The 14,843-nt window shown below is 48.6% G+C and carries 20 protein-coding genes; 11 read left to right on the top strand and 9 right to left on the bottom strand.

The genetic code is table 11. From position 1 onward, the window contains the following. Nucleotides 1–24: 24 nt before the first annotated feature. Together AF_RS08860 and AF_RS08855 are read right to left on the bottom strand one after the other, a co-directional pair. The gene (locus AF_RS08860; protein WP_010879257.1) at nucleotides 25–522 is read right to left on the bottom strand and encodes a 3-isopropylmalate dehydratase small subunit; all 498 of its coding nucleotides are present in this window, start codon (nucleotides 520–522) and stop codon (nucleotides 25–27) included. Next, complete coding sequence (locus AF_RS08855; protein WP_048064458.1) at nucleotides 519–1,343, bottom strand: universal stress protein; 825 nt, start codon at nucleotides 1,341–1,343, stop codon at nucleotides 519–521. The genes AF_RS08860 and AF_RS08855 overlap by 4 nt, the downstream gene beginning before the upstream one ends. Before the next feature lie 52 nt (nucleotides 1,344–1,395). On the opposite strand from AF_RS08855, the gene AF_RS08850 reads away from it, so the two are divergent. From AF_RS08850 to AF_RS08810, 10 genes are all read left to right on the top strand, one after another. Continuing rightward, nucleotides 1,396–2,232 (top strand): DNA integrity scanning protein DisA nucleotide-binding domain protein, encoded by an 837-nt coding sequence (locus AF_RS08850; protein WP_048064457.1) that lies wholly within the window; start codon nucleotides 1,396–1,398, stop codon nucleotides 2,230–2,232. A gap of 135 nt (nucleotides 2,233–2,367) precedes the next feature. Further along, on the top strand, nucleotides 2,368–2,556 hold the full coding sequence (locus AF_RS13905) for a hypothetical protein (protein WP_197030923.1): 189 nt from the start codon (nucleotides 2,368–2,370) through the stop codon (nucleotides 2,554–2,556). Nucleotides 2,557–2,781: 225 nt separating this feature from the next. Continuing rightward, complete coding sequence (locus AF_RS08845; protein WP_010879254.1) at nucleotides 2,782–3,363, top strand: C25 family cysteine peptidase; 582 nt, start codon at nucleotides 2,782–2,784, stop codon at nucleotides 3,361–3,363. Between the two features lie 9 nt (nucleotides 3,364–3,372). After that, entirely contained in the window at nucleotides 3,373–3,747 is a 375-nt protein-coding gene (locus AF_RS08840; RefSeq protein WP_010879253.1) for a hypothetical protein, read from the top strand. Nucleotides 3,748–3,873: 126 nt separating this feature from the next. Next, nucleotides 3,874–4,215, top strand: a complete 342-nt coding sequence (locus tag AF_RS08835; protein ID WP_048064455.1) for a CGGC domain-containing protein — start codon at nucleotides 3,874–3,876, stop codon at nucleotides 4,213–4,215. A gap of 139 nt (nucleotides 4,216–4,354) precedes the next feature. Next, complete coding sequence (locus AF_RS08830; protein WP_048064454.1) at nucleotides 4,355–4,990, top strand: AzlC family ABC transporter permease; 636 nt, start codon at nucleotides 4,355–4,357, stop codon at nucleotides 4,988–4,990. Then, on the top strand, nucleotides 4,980–5,282 hold the full coding sequence (locus AF_RS08825; protein ID WP_010879250.1) for an AzlD domain-containing protein: 303 nt from the start codon (nucleotides 4,980–4,982) through the stop codon (nucleotides 5,280–5,282). The genes AF_RS08830 and AF_RS08825 overlap by 11 nt, the downstream gene beginning before the upstream one ends. Nucleotides 5,283–5,321: 39 nt before the next feature. After that, entirely contained in the window at nucleotides 5,322–6,122 is an 801-nt protein-coding gene (locus tag AF_RS08820; RefSeq protein WP_010879249.1) for an alpha/beta hydrolase, read from the top strand. Then, the gene (gene xylB, locus AF_RS08815; protein WP_052270490.1) at nucleotides 6,122–7,582 is read left to right on the top strand and encodes a xylulokinase; all 1,461 of its coding nucleotides are present in this window, start codon (nucleotides 6,122–6,124) and stop codon (nucleotides 7,580–7,582) included. The genes AF_RS08820 and xylB overlap by 1 nt, the downstream gene beginning before the upstream one ends. 9 nt (nucleotides 7,583–7,591) lie before the next feature. Beyond that, entirely contained in the window at nucleotides 7,592–8,818 is a 1,227-nt protein-coding gene (locus AF_RS08810) for a 2,3-bisphosphoglycerate-independent phosphoglycerate mutase (protein ID WP_010879247.1), read from the top strand. Between the two features lie 29 nt (nucleotides 8,819–8,847). Here the strand turns inward: AF_RS08810 and AF_RS08805 are convergent, their stop codons facing one another. The 5 genes from AF_RS08805 to AF_RS08785 all read right to left on the bottom strand — a co-directional run bounded on the left by AF_RS08805 (nucleotide 8,848) and on the right by AF_RS08785 (nucleotide 12,908). Next, complete coding sequence (locus AF_RS08805) at nucleotides 8,848–9,177, bottom strand: P-II family nitrogen regulator (protein ID WP_048064453.1); 330 nt, start codon at nucleotides 9,175–9,177, stop codon at nucleotides 8,848–8,850. 10 nt (nucleotides 9,178–9,187) lie between these two features. Then, on the bottom strand, nucleotides 9,188–10,354 hold the full coding sequence (locus tag AF_RS08800; protein WP_010879245.1) for an ammonium transporter: 1,167 nt from the start codon (nucleotides 10,352–10,354) through the stop codon (nucleotides 9,188–9,190). Nucleotides 10,355–10,449: 95 nt separating this feature from the next. Then, nucleotides 10,450–11,154: an MBL fold metallo-hydrolase gene (locus tag AF_RS08795; protein WP_048064452.1), complete on the bottom strand. Its 705-nt coding sequence runs from the start codon at nucleotides 11,152–11,154 to the stop codon at nucleotides 10,450–10,452. A gap of 12 nt (nucleotides 11,155–11,166) precedes the next feature. Beyond that, nucleotides 11,167–11,505, bottom strand: coding sequence for a P-II family nitrogen regulator GlnK2 (gene glnK2 / locus AF_RS08790; RefSeq protein ID WP_010879243.1), 339 nt, complete (start codon nucleotides 11,503–11,505; stop codon nucleotides 11,167–11,169). Further along, a complete protein-coding gene (locus AF_RS08785) occupies nucleotides 11,502–12,908 on the bottom strand; it encodes an ammonium transporter (RefSeq protein WP_010879242.1) in 1,407 nt (468 codons plus the stop codon). The genes glnK2 and AF_RS08785 overlap by 4 nt, the downstream gene beginning before the upstream one ends. A 122-nt stretch (nucleotides 12,909–13,030) precedes the next feature. Here AF_RS08785 and AF_RS08780 point away from each other — a divergent pair, with 122 nt between their 5' ends. After that, nucleotides 13,031–13,558 carry a ribbon-helix-helix protein, CopG family gene (locus AF_RS08780; protein ID WP_010879241.1) on the top strand — a complete coding sequence of 176 codons (528 nt, stop codon included), beginning with the start codon at nucleotides 13,031–13,033 and terminating at the stop codon, nucleotides 13,556–13,558. Here the strand turns inward: AF_RS08780 and AF_RS08775 are convergent. Further along, nucleotides 13,555–14,118, bottom strand: a complete 564-nt coding sequence (locus AF_RS08775; protein WP_048064451.1) for a CDP-alcohol phosphatidyltransferase family protein — start codon at nucleotides 14,116–14,118, stop codon at nucleotides 13,555–13,557. The genes AF_RS08780 and AF_RS08775 overlap by 4 nt on opposite strands. 1 nt (nucleotide 14,119) lies before the next feature. Then, entirely contained in the window at nucleotides 14,120–14,695 is a 576-nt protein-coding gene (locus tag AF_RS08770; RefSeq protein ID WP_010879239.1) for an Lrp/AsnC family transcriptional regulator, read from the bottom strand. Between the last annotated feature and the right edge of the window lie 148 nt (nucleotides 14,696–14,843).

The following is a 14,843-nucleotide window of genomic DNA, read 5'->3' as shown; positions in this document are numbered from 1 at the left end:
AAAGGAGGCGAAATTCGACCGAAATTAAATTTTTATGTCGCCATGCTTTTTGACGTAGCTCACAAGCCCGCCTTCATGGAGAATCTTCAGCATGACCTCGGGAATTGGCTTCACTCTTATCTCAATACCCTTCGTTCTGTTCACCACCAGCCCTTTGCCGAGGTCAACTTCAAGCTCATCACCGCTATCGATAGAGTCTGTGTCGGCTATCAAAACAGGCAGGCCGACGTTTATGGCGTTCCTGTAGAATATCCTAGCGAAGGATTTGGCGATGACCGCCGAAACCCCTGCAATTTTCAAGGCCAAAGGGGCGTGCTCTCTGCTGCTTCCCATGCCGAAGTTCTTTCCTGCAACGATGAAATCTCCGGGCCTGAACTTTTTCATGAAATCCGGATCAGCATCCTCCATCACGTGCTTTGCCAGCTCAGGCATGTTGCTTCTGAGGTGGTAGTACCTGCCGGGCGTGATGTGGTCGGTTGAGATGTCATCACCAAACTTCCACGCCCTGCCAACCATTTTCATTCGTCGTCACCTCTCTTGCATACGAAAACCGGAACAGGGGAGCGCCTTATAACGCTTTCAGAGGTGCTTCCAAGTATCATTGTCATCACACTTCCCGCTCCTCTTGAGCCCATAAAGATCGTGGTGGCATTAATCTCCTCTCTTTTTGCCAGTATCGCCTTGTGCGGTGTTCCAGACTCTATGTGAACGTGAACCTCAATACCCTCCGCCCCTATTACCTCCTCCATCACTCTTAAATCGGCCGTTTTATCTCCATCCTCAGAGACGTGGATTATGTGCAGTTCTCCTCCAGTCTTTTTAACGACGAACTTCGCGTATTCAAGCGCTCTGTCAGCCCACTTCGAGAAGTCGTAAGCCACGAGAACCCTGTCAAAAAGGCTGTTGACCACCATATCGTGTTTGAAAATATAAACAGGCACCTTTGAGTCGTGGAGAACTCCCTCCGAGACACTTCCAAGAAGTATTTTCTTGAATTTGCTCGCCCCTCTTGAGCCCATGGCAATGAAGCTGTAGTTTTCGGATGCTTTGATAATCTCAACAACCGGGTCTCCCGCAGGGAAGGGTTTGATGACTTCCGCCTTAATTCCCGCGGCTTCAATTTTCTGCGCAACTTCGGGCAGCACTTCTTCAGCCTTCTCTGACATTTCGTCAATGTAGTGGTCAATATCAATCCCGCCGCTAACCGTGCTAAGCTTTGTAAGGTTTATGACAAAGAGAACACCAATCTCCTCAACACCAACTTTTTTGAAGTCACCAAGGTATTCGAGGACTTTAAAGCTGTTTTCGGAAAGGTCCGTGGGAAGTAACATCTTTCGAAGCATGGTTATTTTAGAAGCGTTAAGTTTAAAATTTTTTCATTCATTTAATGATTGGATGCTTTCAGTGCTCGTTAACTCTGCTTTGAAAATCGCCGAAGAATACGGGATAGAAAGGATAGCCTTAATCTCCAAGGAGGAGTTTGAGGAAGAGTTAGAAGGTTTTGAAATCATTCAAGCACCCAAAAAGTTTGCGACAATTCTGGACAGCATGATATACTACTTCGAGGAGAGTGAAGAGAAGATCATAGCGGAAAAATTTGCCCAGATTTACAGAGCGAGGGAGTACATTTCCGCTCAAATGTATTTGAAGGGTTTTGAGTTTGGAAGAGCAGTTGTGGTTTTCGACACCGACACCCTGAAGGGTTTAACCATCTTTGAACCAGAAAAGAGCTCATTTCTTAAGGCGGTTGAAGAGTGTGTAGAAAGAGTTCATCCCGAGGCGTTTAGAGCCGTTCTCACCGTTGCCCTGAACATTGCTCAGAAGGGGAGGGAGGGGAGAAAGATAGGGACGGCCTTCGTTATGGGGGATGTGGAGGAGGTTATGAGCAGGTCGAGCCAGCTTGTGATAAACCCCTATCACGGACACAAGGAGGCGGACAGGGATATAAAAAATCCCGAGAACTGGGAGAGCGTCATGGAGTTCGCCCAGATTGACGGTGTTTTCGTGCTTGACGAAAACGGCATCATCATCGCATGCGGAAGGTATATCGAAGCTTCAGCAAAGGATTTGGTATCCAAGATTAAGCGCGGACTCGGGGGGAGGCATATTGCATGCGCCTCAATAACGAAGGAGACAAAGGCGATCGCTGTTGTCGTTTCTGAGAGCGGTGGAGACATCACGGTTTACAAGGACGGTGTTGAGGTTATGCACATTCCATCTCTGCTCTTCTGACCGTGCAGCGGGAGATTGTTGAGCCTTCCGAGCTGCTGGATGATAAAATCTCGCTCAGGCACGCAGAGAGCTTTTAAGGTACTCCAGAGCAAAAATCAGCCCTGATACAGAATTAAGGAGTGGGACTACTATGCTGTGCTAAATCCCGAATACGGCATCGCCCTCACATATTCTGATCTGGGCTACTTGGGGCTGATTTCGGCGGTCTGGCTCGACTCATCTATACGGTTTGGGGCACCCCGCCATCGGATCTTATATTGCTTTTGCTTTTCTGGAACCAATGCTCATGTTAGATTGCCCGTCAGTCTGTCAGCAGTAAAATAAGCGCAATAGCGCAAGAGTCCAAAAATTTATAAGCCTTACGAATTCGTTCAAAGATTTTCGAACGTTTTCGTTGGTTTATTATACAAATTAAACCGAATGCACTCAAAAAGTCGGGGGTGAGTTCGTGAAACACAGGGTAAGTGTGGCTTAGTATTGGCTGTAATTTCTGCCACCGCTGCTGCATACGATGGCTTGGTAGATAGAACGAGAACGCAGCAAGAACCGATGAACAACGAGGTTTTAGCTTACATAAATGAAAGGCTTGATGAAGCGCACAACTACATTTCCAGCATATTCTGGGTGGATGGAGTCTTGGACTACCAGTACTCAAACTCGGATCATGATTTTATAGACCACCTAAATTCTATGAACCCCACCCACACGAAGATAGTCCTGATACACAGTCACGGCGGTGCAGATGGCTGGTGGATTTGGGGATCGAGTTTTCTCCAGTTTAAGGATGGTAGCAAGTTGTACGATAACGAAGTGAACAGATGGCTAAATTACGACGGATACTTTATCTTTGCCGGAGCATGCGATTCCGCAACCTACGATGATCTGGGTAATACCTTCCTTAACAAGGGATTCGATGCGTACTTCGGATATACTGACAGCGTCTATACTGTCAACAATGCCAGATTTTATTCAGCGTTTTTCGATAAAGGAAGACACTTAGACGTAACTATTTCTGAAGCCAGGGATCACGCAGAACAACAAGTGTTGAGCGAGTTTGGTTCAAACTCAGATGTGGTTAAAAATAAAATCATAGGGGACTCTTCTCTTTGCTTAGCCACCTCCGACTGGTGAGGTGGTAGAATGAGTGATAGAATGAGGTTTAGCCTTGTATTTTTCGGCTTGATTTTGAGTGCAGCAATTGTGATGGCTACCAGCTCAACCCACCTATTCCAAAAACCTTCTACGGAACCGGAGCTTCTTATAATAAAGATGGCTGTCAGCAGAGAATGGGATAAAATTTTTGAAATTATGTATTTGCATCATATAGTCACTGGAGTACTTATCCTATCATTCACCTATATCTACCCATCCATAAGGGACTTTCAGCAGGGATTTGACGTTTTTTCTGTGGAATATTTACCATTAGCCCTATTTGGCGTTTATGGTTTCATAGTCAATTTTGCTGCTTCTGTAGCCATAAAAAAATGGATGAAATGGTATATCGAAAAAGGATAATAACTGCGATCAACTTTAAAAACATTTTAAGAATTATATGTCTCAAAGTAAATACAATTAATCTTTGGCAAGAGTATTAAATGGTCTGTTTCGAAAAATTTTTAGTTCAAGTGATGACATAGTAGCATGAAGGACATTTTTATTGTTGGTTGCGGGAGCTACATGGACACGACCTACGGCTGCCCCGGTGAGTGGCGCTGTCTGAAGGCTGCTGCGCTCGGAGAGGGGAAGTTTGACGAGCCGGTTAGAGTGATTGGCTTTGTGAGGTGCGAATGCCCCGGAAACACGTTGGTGCCGAACATCGGCATGACAATGAAGCTGTCTGAGGTAAAGCCGGATGCGATTTACTTCAGCTCCTGCATGCTGAGAGATCCGGGCTGCCCCTACAGAAGCGCCGAGGAGTGGGCGAAGATAGTAGAGAATGCCTTCCAAATTCCAGTAAAGCTCGGCACTCACGAGTACAAGTGATTTCATTTTTCTGTCAGAATGAGCTTCAGAATTCCACCTGAAATTGCGTCTGATTTCCTTTGAAATTCTATCCAGCTCATCTTCGGTGTTTACCTCTCAAACTCAATAAGGCTTTATGCATTCCCTCAGCAAATCTGCTATGTTCAGAAAGGGACTGGTTTACAGCTTTCCCATCGTAATGGCTTACATTCCTGTGGCTTTCACCTTTGGCGTTTTAGCCAGAACTCTCGGCTTTTCAGAAGTGGAGGCAATGCTTGCATCTCTGCTGATATTCGCGGGAGCGAGTCAGTTTGCCCTCATCACCCTCTACAGCCAGTCCTTGCTAAGTGCGATTTTCATCCCCATCTTCCTCAACCTCAGGCACATAATTTACAGCTCGATAATAGCCCAGAAGCTGAAACTGCGCTTTCCACACATTTCAGCCTTCGGCCTGACTGACGAGGTTTTTGCAGTCTCGGTGAACTCCGCTGAAAATGAGAGATTTCTGCTCGGCCTTGAGCTCGGCTCCTACTCGGCATGGGTTGGGGGGACTGCACTGGGAGTTCTTGCGGGAAGCACCTTGATTCTCGACAGGGACGTTTATTCTGCATTGGTCTTCTCAATCTCAGCCCTGTTTCTGGTTCTCCTGCTCCCGAACCTGAAGGGCAGGCATGTCAGAGCGGCTGTTAGCGGTGGAGCTGTTGCCTTGGCTTTCCACCTGCTTAACCTCACTTCTGTTGGAATAATTGCAGCCGCCTTAGCAGGACCGCTGCTTTCGGGGTGGGATGGTGAGTGAGAAAGTCTTGGCCATCATTGCCGTCGCTCTGGGAACCTACTTAGCCAGATTCCTCCCGCTGAAGATTAAATTCGCCACATCCGACAAAATTAAGAGCTTTCTGTCCCTCTCGTCCACATCGGTAATCTCCGCCCTTTTTGTAACCTCCGTGTTTACACCTGATGCGGCAGAGTTTGGCGTGAGGGTTGCAGCCCTATTTCCCCTCATATTGAGCTTCTACCGCTGGAGAAACTTCGGTCTGTCAATCTTTGCAGCAGTGCTTTCTTACTACCTTCTGAGGCTTGCTGTGTGACTGCGAAAAATTTTAATCTTTTTTCTGCCAAGACCAGACATGACTCTAAGAACGAAAGACGGGCTCACTCTCTACACTCGAAGGTGGGATGTTGAGTCTCCAAGAGCTGTAATCTGTCTTGTTCATGGTCTGGGGGAGCACTCTGGAAGATACGAGCACGTTGCAAGGTTTTTCAATGAGAATGGCATCTCCTTTGCAGCTTTTGATTTGAGGGGGCATGGAAGGTCGGAGGGGAAGAGGGGGCATGCTGAATATCAGCAGTTAATGGATGACATCACCCTTTTCCTCCAAAGTTTGGATTACGACTGCCCGAAGATACTCTACGGCCACAGCATGGGCGGGAATCTCGCTCTGAACTACATCCTGAGATACGACCCCGACATTGCGGGAGGTATAATTTCCGCTCCCTTCCTTGCTCTGCCAAAGGAGCTACCAAAACACCTGTTTTTCATTCTGAAGCTCCTCAACGTTGTTGCTCCTTCAATTCAGCTTTCAAATGGCATCGACCCAAACTTAATCAGCAGAGATAGGGAAGTTGTTGAGGCCTATGTTTCTGACCCCCTCGTCCACGACAAAATCTCCCCTCGATTCATTCTGCAATCTCTTGAAGCGGGAAAATGGGCGCTGGAGAATGCAGACAGGCTGAGAAAGCCCATTCTTCTGATACACGGAACTGCTGACCAAATAACCTCCTACAGAGCAAGTCAGGAGTTTGCAAAAAGGGCTGGGGAGCTTTGCAAGTTTGTCAGCTACGAAGGCTTTTATCACGAGCCCCACAACGAGCCCGAGAAGGAGAGGGTGCTTGCTGACATGCTGAAGTGGATAGAGGAGGTGATTTAGTGCATTTTCTCGGCATCGATGCGGGAACGACAGGAGTGACTGTGGGAGTTTACGATGCCGATGGAAATCTGGTTGCAAAGAGCTACTCCGAGTTTGAAACCTACTACCCCCAGCCGGGATGGGTCGAGCAGGATGCCGAGCACTGGTGGAACAGCATCATCGATGCCTGCAGGCAGGCGGTGAAGATTGCCAAAGCCTCTGACAGCATAGCAGCTATAGCTGTTGCAAATCAGAGGGAAACAATCGTCCCCGTTGGCAGAGACGGTGAGCCTGTAAGCAGAGCGATAGTCTGGCAGGACAGGAGGTGCAGGGAGGAGGTTGAGCTGATAAAGGAGAGAATCGGGGAGGAAAGGGTTGCAAAAATTACCGGACTAAAGCCGGACCCCTACTTCTCCCTGCCGAAAATTCTCTGGTGGATGAGGAACAGGCCTGAAGTCATAGAGAAAAGCTGGAAGCTGATGCTCGTCCACGACTACATCGTTTACAGGCTAACCGGAGAGGTTGTGACGGACTACTCAAACGCCTCAAGGACGATGCTCCTCGACCTGAATTCGAGGAAGTGGTGCGATGAAATCGCTGCCGAATTCAACCTTGACCTGTCTCTGATGCCTGATCTCGTCAATTCGGGAGAGGTTGTGGGGGAGATCAGGGGGAACGTGGCGGAGAAGCTTGGCATAAGTTCGAATCCGGTAGTGGTTGCAGGTGGGGGAGACCAGCAGTGCTCCGCCCTCGCTCAGGGTGTTGTTGAGGAGGGGAGCGTGAAGTCCACGACGGGAACGGGGACCTTCATGGTTGCACCTGTGGAGAAAGTCAGAGGCCACGGAGACATCATATACTCCGCCCACGTTCTGCCCGGCATCAATGTGGGCGAGGTGAGCATCTTCACCACGGGCAGCCTGCTATCGTGGGTTAAGAAAGCCTTCTATCACGGTGAGGGCTATGATGTGATTAACGAGGAGGCTGAGAAGTCAGGAGTGGGGGCGAGAGGTGTGTTCATCCTGCCCTTCTTTTCCGGAGCTGGCTGTCCCCACTGGAATCCGGAGGCGAAGGGGGTTATATTCGGCTTAACTCTTGCCCACAACAGAGGAGACATTGCGAGGGCTGTGATGGAGGCAGTAGCTTTCGAGGTGAGAAGCAACATTGAGGTGATGGAGAATAAGGGAATCAGCATTGAGGAGCTTCGCCTTGATGGCGGAGCAGCGAACAGCAGGCTTTGGAACCAGATTTTTGCTGACGTTACCGGCAGAAAATGCCTCGTTTCATCTGATGTGGAAGCGACTGCGAGGGGGGCGGCAATTCTTGCAGCTTCCGGATCTGACAGCTTCAATGGTATTGACGACGCTCTTACAACCTTCCTACCCGATTTCACAGAGGTTATGCCGTCCGAGGATGGGATGGGAAAATACGAGGAGATTTATAGCAAATATGTCCAGATTAGGGATGCATACTTGAAAGGCTGAGGTGATAGAGTGCCTGTACTGCTGATTGTTGTTGACGGCCTATCAGACAGGCCCATCGACGGTAAAACCCCGCTGAGTGTTGCGAGAAAGCCAAACCTCGACAGACTGGCTGAGATGGGGATTAACGGGATTATGGACACCATCGCTCCCGGAATAAGGCCGGGCAGCGACACCAGCCATCTTGCTTTGCTCGGCTACGACCCCTACAAATACTACAGCGGGAGGGGCCCGATTGAGGCTGCTGGAGTGGGGATTGAAATCAAACCGGGGGACGTGGCCTTCAGGGCAAACTTTGCCACTGTAGAGGGTGAGGGCAGCATATTCGACAAGACTGTTGTTGACAGGAGGGCGGGGAGGATTGAGGACACTTCAGAGTTAATCAAAGCCCTCCGCGAGATAGAGCTGCCGGTGGAGCTTCTCGTTGAGAGGGGGACAGGTCACAGAGCGGCGGTTGTTTTCAGGGGGGAGGGGCTGTCTGACAGAGTGAGCGACACCGACCCCAAGGCAGTGGGAAAGAAGGTGAAGCGCTGCGTTCCGCTTGCTGATGATGCAAAAGCCAAAAAAACGGCTGAAATAGTGAACGAGTTCATGCAGAAAGCCCACGAGGTGCTTGAGAACCACCCTCTCAACAGGGAAAGGGCTGAAAAAGGGCTGCTGAAGGCCAACGCCCTGCTTTTGAGGGGAGCTGGAGAGATGCCGCACGTTCCGAGCTTTAAAGATAAGACGGGCTTAAGGCTTTGCGTTATAGCAGCAACCGCCCTGATAAAAGGAGTCGGCAGAGTTGTCGGGGCGGATGTTATCACTCCCGAAGGGGCGACGGGAAACAAGAACACGAACCTTGAGGCAAAGGTTAAGGCGGCAATAAACGCCCTCGAAAGCTACGACGTTGTTCTGCTGCACATAAAAGCAACTGACGAACTCGGCCATGATGGAGATTTTGAGGGGAAGAAGGCCTTCATAGAGAAGCTTGACGAAAAGATAGCCCCACTGCTCGACTTGGATTTCAGCAAGACCTGCCTCATTCTTACAGCAGACCACTCAACCCCAATCAAGGTTAAGGACCACACCGCAGACCCGGTGCCTGTTGTAATCGTTCACGAGGATGTTAGAAGGGATGAGGTTAGCAGTTTCAGCGAGTTCGAGGCGTACAAGGGCGGGCTGTGCAGGATAAGGGGAATGGACCTGCTCAACATCGCCCTTGATCTGCTGAACATTGCGAAGAAGTTTGGGGCTTGAGCTTTTATATATTTTATAAAAAATAAAATTTAAACTTCCTCATCACCCGTCCTTATCTTGACTGACTTCTCCACTGGAATAACGAATATCCTCCCATCACCGAACTTCCCAGTTCTTGCCGAACTCACTATCGCCTCCACAACCTCATCAACAGCATCGTCGCTCACCACAACCTCCACCTTCGTCTTCTGCAGCAAATCAACCTCCACCTCTCTTCCCCTGAACTGAAGCCTGATGCCCTTCTGCTCCCCCCTGCCCTTCACCTCTGTAACGGTCATTCCGACAAACCCTCTCTCTTCCAAAGCTTTCTTAACGCACTCAAGCTTCTCGGGCCTTATTACAGCGACAACCATCTTCATATCCACCACCTCACGTGTAGGCAACCTCCTCATGCTGCGACAGGTCGAGACCGACGTACTCCTCCTGGGAGCTAACCCTCAGCCCCACAGCGGCATCAACAGCCTTTGCCAGTATCAGCGTCACGAGGAAGGCGTAGGCTGTTGCGACTAGGGCCGCAATTATCTGAAGGAGCAGTTGCTGTGCATTCCCTGCCACCAGGCCGGTAGCACCAACAGAGGCGAAGATGCCGGTGGCAATGGCTCCCCACAGGCCTCCGACGCCATGAACAGCCCAGGCATCAAGACTCTCATCTACTCCTGCTCTGACTCTGAGGAGCATCGCTGCATAGCACACCACTCCTGCAACACCTCCTATTACAAGTGCAGAAAGCGGGTCAACGTAGCCAGCTGCAGGAGTAATTGCCACAAGCCCGGCTATAGCACCGCTTGCCACTCCCAAACTTCCGGGTTTTCCCTTTAGCCAGGAGGCAAACATCCAGCTTAAGGCACCCATCGCTGCCGAAGTGTTCGTAACTAGGAATGCGTTCAAAGCCACATCGTTCGCTTCCAGTGCACTACCAGCGTTGAAACCGAACCATCCGAACCACAGCAGTGCTGTACCGAGCAAGGTCATAGGAATGTTGTGCGGTTCAATGTTGTATTCCCCGTAGCCGGTTCTCCTGCCTACAAGAAGTGCTAGAGCTAAAGCACTGAAACCCGAGCTTATGTGCACCACCGTTCCGCCTGCAAAGTCCAGCGCCCCTATTCCAGCGAGCCAGCCGCCTCCCCACACCCAGTGAGCTATCGGGTCGTAAACGAAGGTTGTCCACAGAATGCCGAACAGCAGGAATGCCGACAGCTTTACCCTTTCTGCAAGTGCTGATACAATTATGGCCAGTGTAATCGCTGCAAACGCCATCTGAAAAGCAACAAATCCGTAATCGGACATGCTAACGTTCCTGAGTCCGATGAACACTAAGTTGCCAGTTAAACCACTGACATCGTCACCAAATGCAATAGTGTAGCCAAGGAGTATCCACTGTACGCTCACAATCGCCAGTGCGACAAAGCACATCGTTATCGTGGAAAGGACATTCTTAGCTCGCACCATACCACCGTAAAACAATCCCAGCGCTGGAGTCATCAGAACGACCAGGGCCGTCGAAATCAGCAACCAAGATATATCTCCACTCTGCATAGCTCAGAAATTAAGCCCGAATTTAAAAAAATATTTAACAAAAACTCATAACTTTTCACAATTCTTCAGTTTTTTAGTTTTTTTCTAAAAAGTTTTTAATTTTCCGTTAAACCAAGCATTTTGGCAATGTATTCGGCGTCAGGAAAGGTTCTAATCGTGTTTTCAAGGGTTCTTTCGATGTCCACCTCGACATTCCCTGAAATCCTGCCGTGTCCGGGCAGAAGAAGGTCAATCTTCATGGTTTTAATTTTCCTCAAAGAATTGAAGTACTCACCCAAGCTTCCGGAATTGTAAATCGAAGATAGTGTTCCGTTAGCGAAAAGAGTGTCTCCTGAAAATAAAATTCTGTTTCTGGGGTCGTAGAGACAGATGCACCCTGAGGTGTGGCCTGGAGTGTGCATAACCCTCAGAAAAACGCCGCCCAGATCCACGGCATCTATATTGTTCAACCACACGTGAACTCTATAACCAACCGGCCTCTGACCGTGAGTTCTGCACATCATAACCTCATCATCGCCATAAATTATCTTAACAGCCGCATGTCTGTGGGCCATGATTATGGAGTTCTTCTGGAGGAAGAGGTTCCCCCCAATGTGGTCAAAGTGCTCATGTGTGTTGATGACGATGTCAATATCCTTTGCATTCAGACCGATCTCTCCAAGCTCTCTTTCCAGCTTTGGAAAGTCCCTTGCCGTGCCCGAATCTATGAGAGCATTAAGCTCTGCAGTGATAAGGTAGCAATGGCTGGAAAGTCTTCCCGGCTTTATCTGGTATATGTTGTTGTGAATTCTTCTGTACATAATCATCAAAAATTAAAGGGAGTCGTCTCCCCTCTCCCCTGTCCTGATTCTAACGACATCCTCCACTGGGATTATGAAGATCTTTCCATCACCTGGGCTACCGGTGAATGCGGAGTTCACGATCAACCCTATTACCTCCTCCACAGCATCATCCTTTACCACGATTTCTAGCTTTACCTTGGGAAGCAGGGTAACCTCCATCGTTCTGCCTCTGAACTGAATTTGCATGCCACCCTGCTGTCCCCTCCCCTTAACATCCGTCACAGTCATACCGTAGAACCCTCTCTCCTCAAGGGCAGCCTTAACTTCTGGGAATTTTTCAGCTCTGACTATTGCCTCTATCTTCTTCATCTTCCACCACCTTGCTTCATGGCAAGTGGCAGCTCCGTTTCAGTGCAGACAAAGTTGGGATACGCTACTGCAGCATGCTCTGCAATGTCGAGACCGAGCATCTCTTCTTCAGGACTTACTCTAATTCCTATCACCTTTTTGAGGATCCAGAACAGTGCAAACCCCGTTCCGAAAGCCCATGCAAAGTTTACAATTGCTGAAATTAACTGCACTATGAAGAACCCCCAATTGCCATAAAGCAGACCCGTCACGAGAGGGGATTCGGTTGCGTATAGACCATAGCTCCCGTCAGCAAAAATGCCGAGCGCTATCAATCCCCAAGTCCCCGAAAATCCATGAACAGGTATAGCTCCTACAACGTCGTCTAACCCCCTCTTCTCAAGCCACCAGTATCCGTAGGTTGCTATGAACCCGGCAATAGTGCCTATGACCACCGAAGACCATGGCTGAACCCAGGCACACGGTGCTGTAATTGCAACCAGCCCAGCAACAGCTCCGTTGCAGGTCATGCCCACATCCGGCTTCCCGTTTCTTAACCAGGTTATTGCCATCGCCGTCACCGCCCCTGCAGCAGCGGCTAAATTCGTGTTAGAAGCAATTATAGAAACTCTCAGCTCGTGAGCTGACAGAGTTGAACCCGCATTGAACCCAAACCAACCGAACCAGAGTATGAATGTTCCTATTACTGCAAACGCCAGATTATGACCCGGAATCGCTCTTGGATTTCCATCACTGTCATACTTACCTAATCGCGGTCCCAGGAGCATCACTGCGGCCAGTGCAATGTAACCCCCGAGTGCGTGGACGACTCCACTTCCAGCAAAATCCAGGGCTCCGTAACCTCCGCCAAGCTTCACCATGAACTCGCTGCTACTCAGCCATCCCCCTCCCCACAGCCAGTGACCGTAAATTGGGTAAATTACTGCTGAAACCACCGCGCTGTAGACAAGGTAAACCGAGAACTTCGGTCTCTCGGCAATTGACCCGCTCACGATTGTTGCTGCAGTTGCCGCAAATACGAGCATAAAGAACCACAGCTCAATCGTCGAAACGTCATAACTTTCTCCAGCCAAAAACCATCCTGTAGTGCCAGCAATTCCCTGCCAGTCAGCCCCCATCATCAATGCAAAACCTACTGCAAAGAAGGCCAAGCTGCCAACAGCAAAATCCATGAGGTTCTTCATCATTACATTCGCCACATTCTTGGCCCTTGAAAAGCCAGCTTCGAGCATTGCAAAACCAGCCTGCATGAACATCACAAGAAATCCGCAAATTAGGGCCCATACGAAATCCACTGGCAACTCTGGATTTTCCTTGAGCGTCTCTGCACCATTTGGATCAGCTCCTGCTGTTGCAACGAGAAGCAGCACAATCAGTACAGCAACACACATCCTCCCTACCATGAACTCAAGTTTTAGTGTTGTTTTTAAAAATCTTTTAATATTTTTTTGACATTTCTAAGATTTCTTCACAAAAATTGAGAGTTATTCACAAAATTTTTAAACAGCCTTGTGTGTTAACGGCTATGCGAAATCCCGTTAGAGTAACCATTGCTTTGGATGACGAGAGCGTTAAAATATTTGAGGAGCTGAAAAAGGAGTTAGGTTTATCCCAAAGTGAGATTATCAGGCGAGTTATTAAATTCTACAGGGATTACAAATTTCTTGAAAAGTTCGACAGAGAAAAAGTTTCCACCTATATTGAAATGCTCGGTGAAGGTGAGCACGTTGTTCTGGACATAGACCACTGGATTTCTCTTCTTGAATTCATAGAGTCTCACCCCAGCGGAGAGGATTTCTGGAAGCTTCACAGAGAAATTGCTAAGGCTCACGCAGAGGAGTTCAGTGGTAAAGATTTGGAGTACGTGCTCCGCAGACTCGAAGCATGCAATTTTTTCAGGCTGCAGGTTAAGAAAAACGAATTTGTTCTTCTGCTCAATCACGAAAAGACGAAGAAGTTCGTTAAAATGCTTATGGAGGTTCTTCTGGAAAAGATGGGGTTTGAATGCGAGATAAGGGAGGATTTGATGAAGCTCAGAATAACGAAAGCCTAATCCCCCTCCTTTGTTCTTGAGTAAGTATAAACAACCCTGTGCAGGGCAGTGATGTGGCTTAAAACAGCTATAATCAAAACAGCCTCGTAAATGTATCCTGTAAGCATCCCCAGAAGCAGAATCAAAAGCCTCTCGCTCCTCTCTGCTATACCAACATCGCACTTCTCGATAATTGTTTCGGCCCTCGCCCTCGTGTAGCTCACAAGCAAAGCTCCGCTCATCGCCATTGCGATGGCAACCCAGTCAACGCCGTAGATTCCGAGGGAGATGAAGAGGATGACGTCAACGTATCTGTCAGTCACTGAATCAAGGTAGCCCCCAAACTTTGTGGTTAACTCTGCCTTTCTCGCCAGCGCCCCGTCAAGCAAATCGCAAAGGCTGCTGAGCAGGACGAAGATGCTTGCATGCAATATCCTGCCCTCAATTATCAGGTAAGAGGAGATGAGAGCAAAAACCAGACCGGCGAGTGTGAGGTGGTTGGGCTTTACTCCGAGTTTGGACAGTCTTAATGCCACCGGAGAGACGAGTTCCGTCGTGAGAGGTTTTATTCGGCTGAGCATTTTACTTCCAAAGGGTTCCCTTGTAGTGCCCGGTTACGGGACAGCCGAGGCAGAGGTCAATTTTCCAGTAATTGCAATTCGTGCAGCTTTCATCGCCGCATGGCACCTCTTTCTGCCTTTCAATGTACATCTTAATCGGCATAACAGCGTCTCTTTCAGCCCTGACAATTATTCCTGCCTCAACATCGTAAACCTCAGGTTCGGCTCTGATGTGCTTATCAACAATAGCCTCAAGAGTTGTCAGGTCTTCGCCAGCAAGCAAAATCGTAATATTCTTCTCTCCAGCCACGACGAGTCCGTTGAGGAAAAACGGGCAGTTTGAAAGCTTATTTAGGATTTCAGATGGTCTCTTACATTTCACATCAACCTTAAGAACGTACAGACCTGACCGTTTTATGTTGAGCCCGTACGCGTGGCTTATAACACCCAGCTCTTTGAGCTTTTTTATCCTGCTTCCTACAGAAGGCTGCGAAAGTCCTACAACCTTCGCTATTTCGCTTTGAGACATTTCCGGGTCTTTTTCGAGAAGCTCGAGTATCAATCTGTCCTTTTCATCTATGTCAAGAACCTTGGCCATTTCAGAACACCTCTGAGTCTCTCTCCGTCAACTTATAAAAAATTAGCGGAGTGTCCTGCACCATATTTAAACAATTTATCCAAACATCTAAACTCTTGCCGGAATCAAGCACTGAAAATATTGAGGATAACACTAAATACCTTTCTAG

The sequence above is a fragment of the Archaeoglobus fulgidus DSM 4304 genome (assembly GCF_000008665.1).
Lineage (GTDB): Archaea > Halobacteriota > Archaeoglobi > Archaeoglobales > Archaeoglobaceae > Archaeoglobus > Archaeoglobus fulgidus.
Note: the sequence above shows the minus strand (reverse complement) of the source record. Positions and strands in the feature narration are given on the sequence as shown.

Coding starts and splice junctions, on each gene's coding strand:
- AF_RS08860 (WP_010879257.1), bottom strand. CDS start 522: ATGAAAATGGTTGGCAGGGCGTGGAAGTTTGGTGATGACATCTCAACC.
- AF_RS08855 (WP_048064458.1), bottom strand. CDS start 1,343: ATGCTTCGAAAGATGTTACTTCCCACGGACCTTTCCGAAAACAGCTTT.
- AF_RS08850 (WP_048064457.1), top strand. CDS start 1,396: ATGCTTTCAGTGCTCGTTAACTCTGCTTTGAAAATCGCCGAAGAATAC.
- AF_RS08845 (WP_010879254.1), top strand. CDS start 2,782: ATGAACAACGAGGTTTTAGCTTACATAAATGAAAGGCTTGATGAAGCG.
- AF_RS08840 (WP_010879253.1), top strand. CDS start 3,373: ATGAGTGATAGAATGAGGTTTAGCCTTGTATTTTTCGGCTTGATTTTG.
- AF_RS08835 (WP_048064455.1), top strand. CDS start 3,874: ATGAAGGACATTTTTATTGTTGGTTGCGGGAGCTACATGGACACGACC.
- AF_RS08830 (WP_048064454.1), top strand. CDS start 4,355: ATGTTCAGAAAGGGACTGGTTTACAGCTTTCCCATCGTAATGGCTTAC.
- AF_RS08825 (WP_010879250.1), top strand. CDS start 4,980: ATGGTGAGTGAGAAAGTCTTGGCCATCATTGCCGTCGCTCTGGGAACC.
- AF_RS08820 (WP_010879249.1), top strand. CDS start 5,322: ATGACTCTAAGAACGAAAGACGGGCTCACTCTCTACACTCGAAGGTGG.
- AF_RS08805 (WP_048064453.1), bottom strand. CDS start 9,177: ATGAAGATGGTTGTCGCTGTAATAAGGCCCGAGAAGCTTGAGTGCGTT.
- AF_RS08800 (WP_010879245.1), bottom strand. CDS start 10,354: ATGCAGAGTGGAGATATATCTTGGTTGCTGATTTCGACGGCCCTGGTC.
- AF_RS08795 (WP_048064452.1), bottom strand. CDS start 11,154: ATGTACAGAAGAATTCACAACAACATATACCAGATAAAGCCGGGAAGA.
- glnK2 (WP_010879243.1), bottom strand. CDS start 11,505: ATGAAGAAGATAGAGGCAATAGTCAGAGCTGAAAAATTCCCAGAAGTT.
- AF_RS08785 (WP_010879242.1), bottom strand. CDS start 12,908: ATGGTAGGGAGGATGTGTGTTGCTGTACTGATTGTGCTGCTTCTCGTT.
- AF_RS08780 (WP_010879241.1), top strand. CDS start 13,031: ATGCGAAATCCCGTTAGAGTAACCATTGCTTTGGATGACGAGAGCGTT.
- AF_RS08775 (WP_048064451.1), bottom strand. CDS start 14,118: ATGCTCAGCCGAATAAAACCTCTCACGACGGAACTCGTCTCTCCGGTG.
- AF_RS08770 (WP_010879239.1), bottom strand. CDS start 14,695: ATGGCCAAGGTTCTTGACATAGATGAAAAGGACAGATTGATACTCGAG.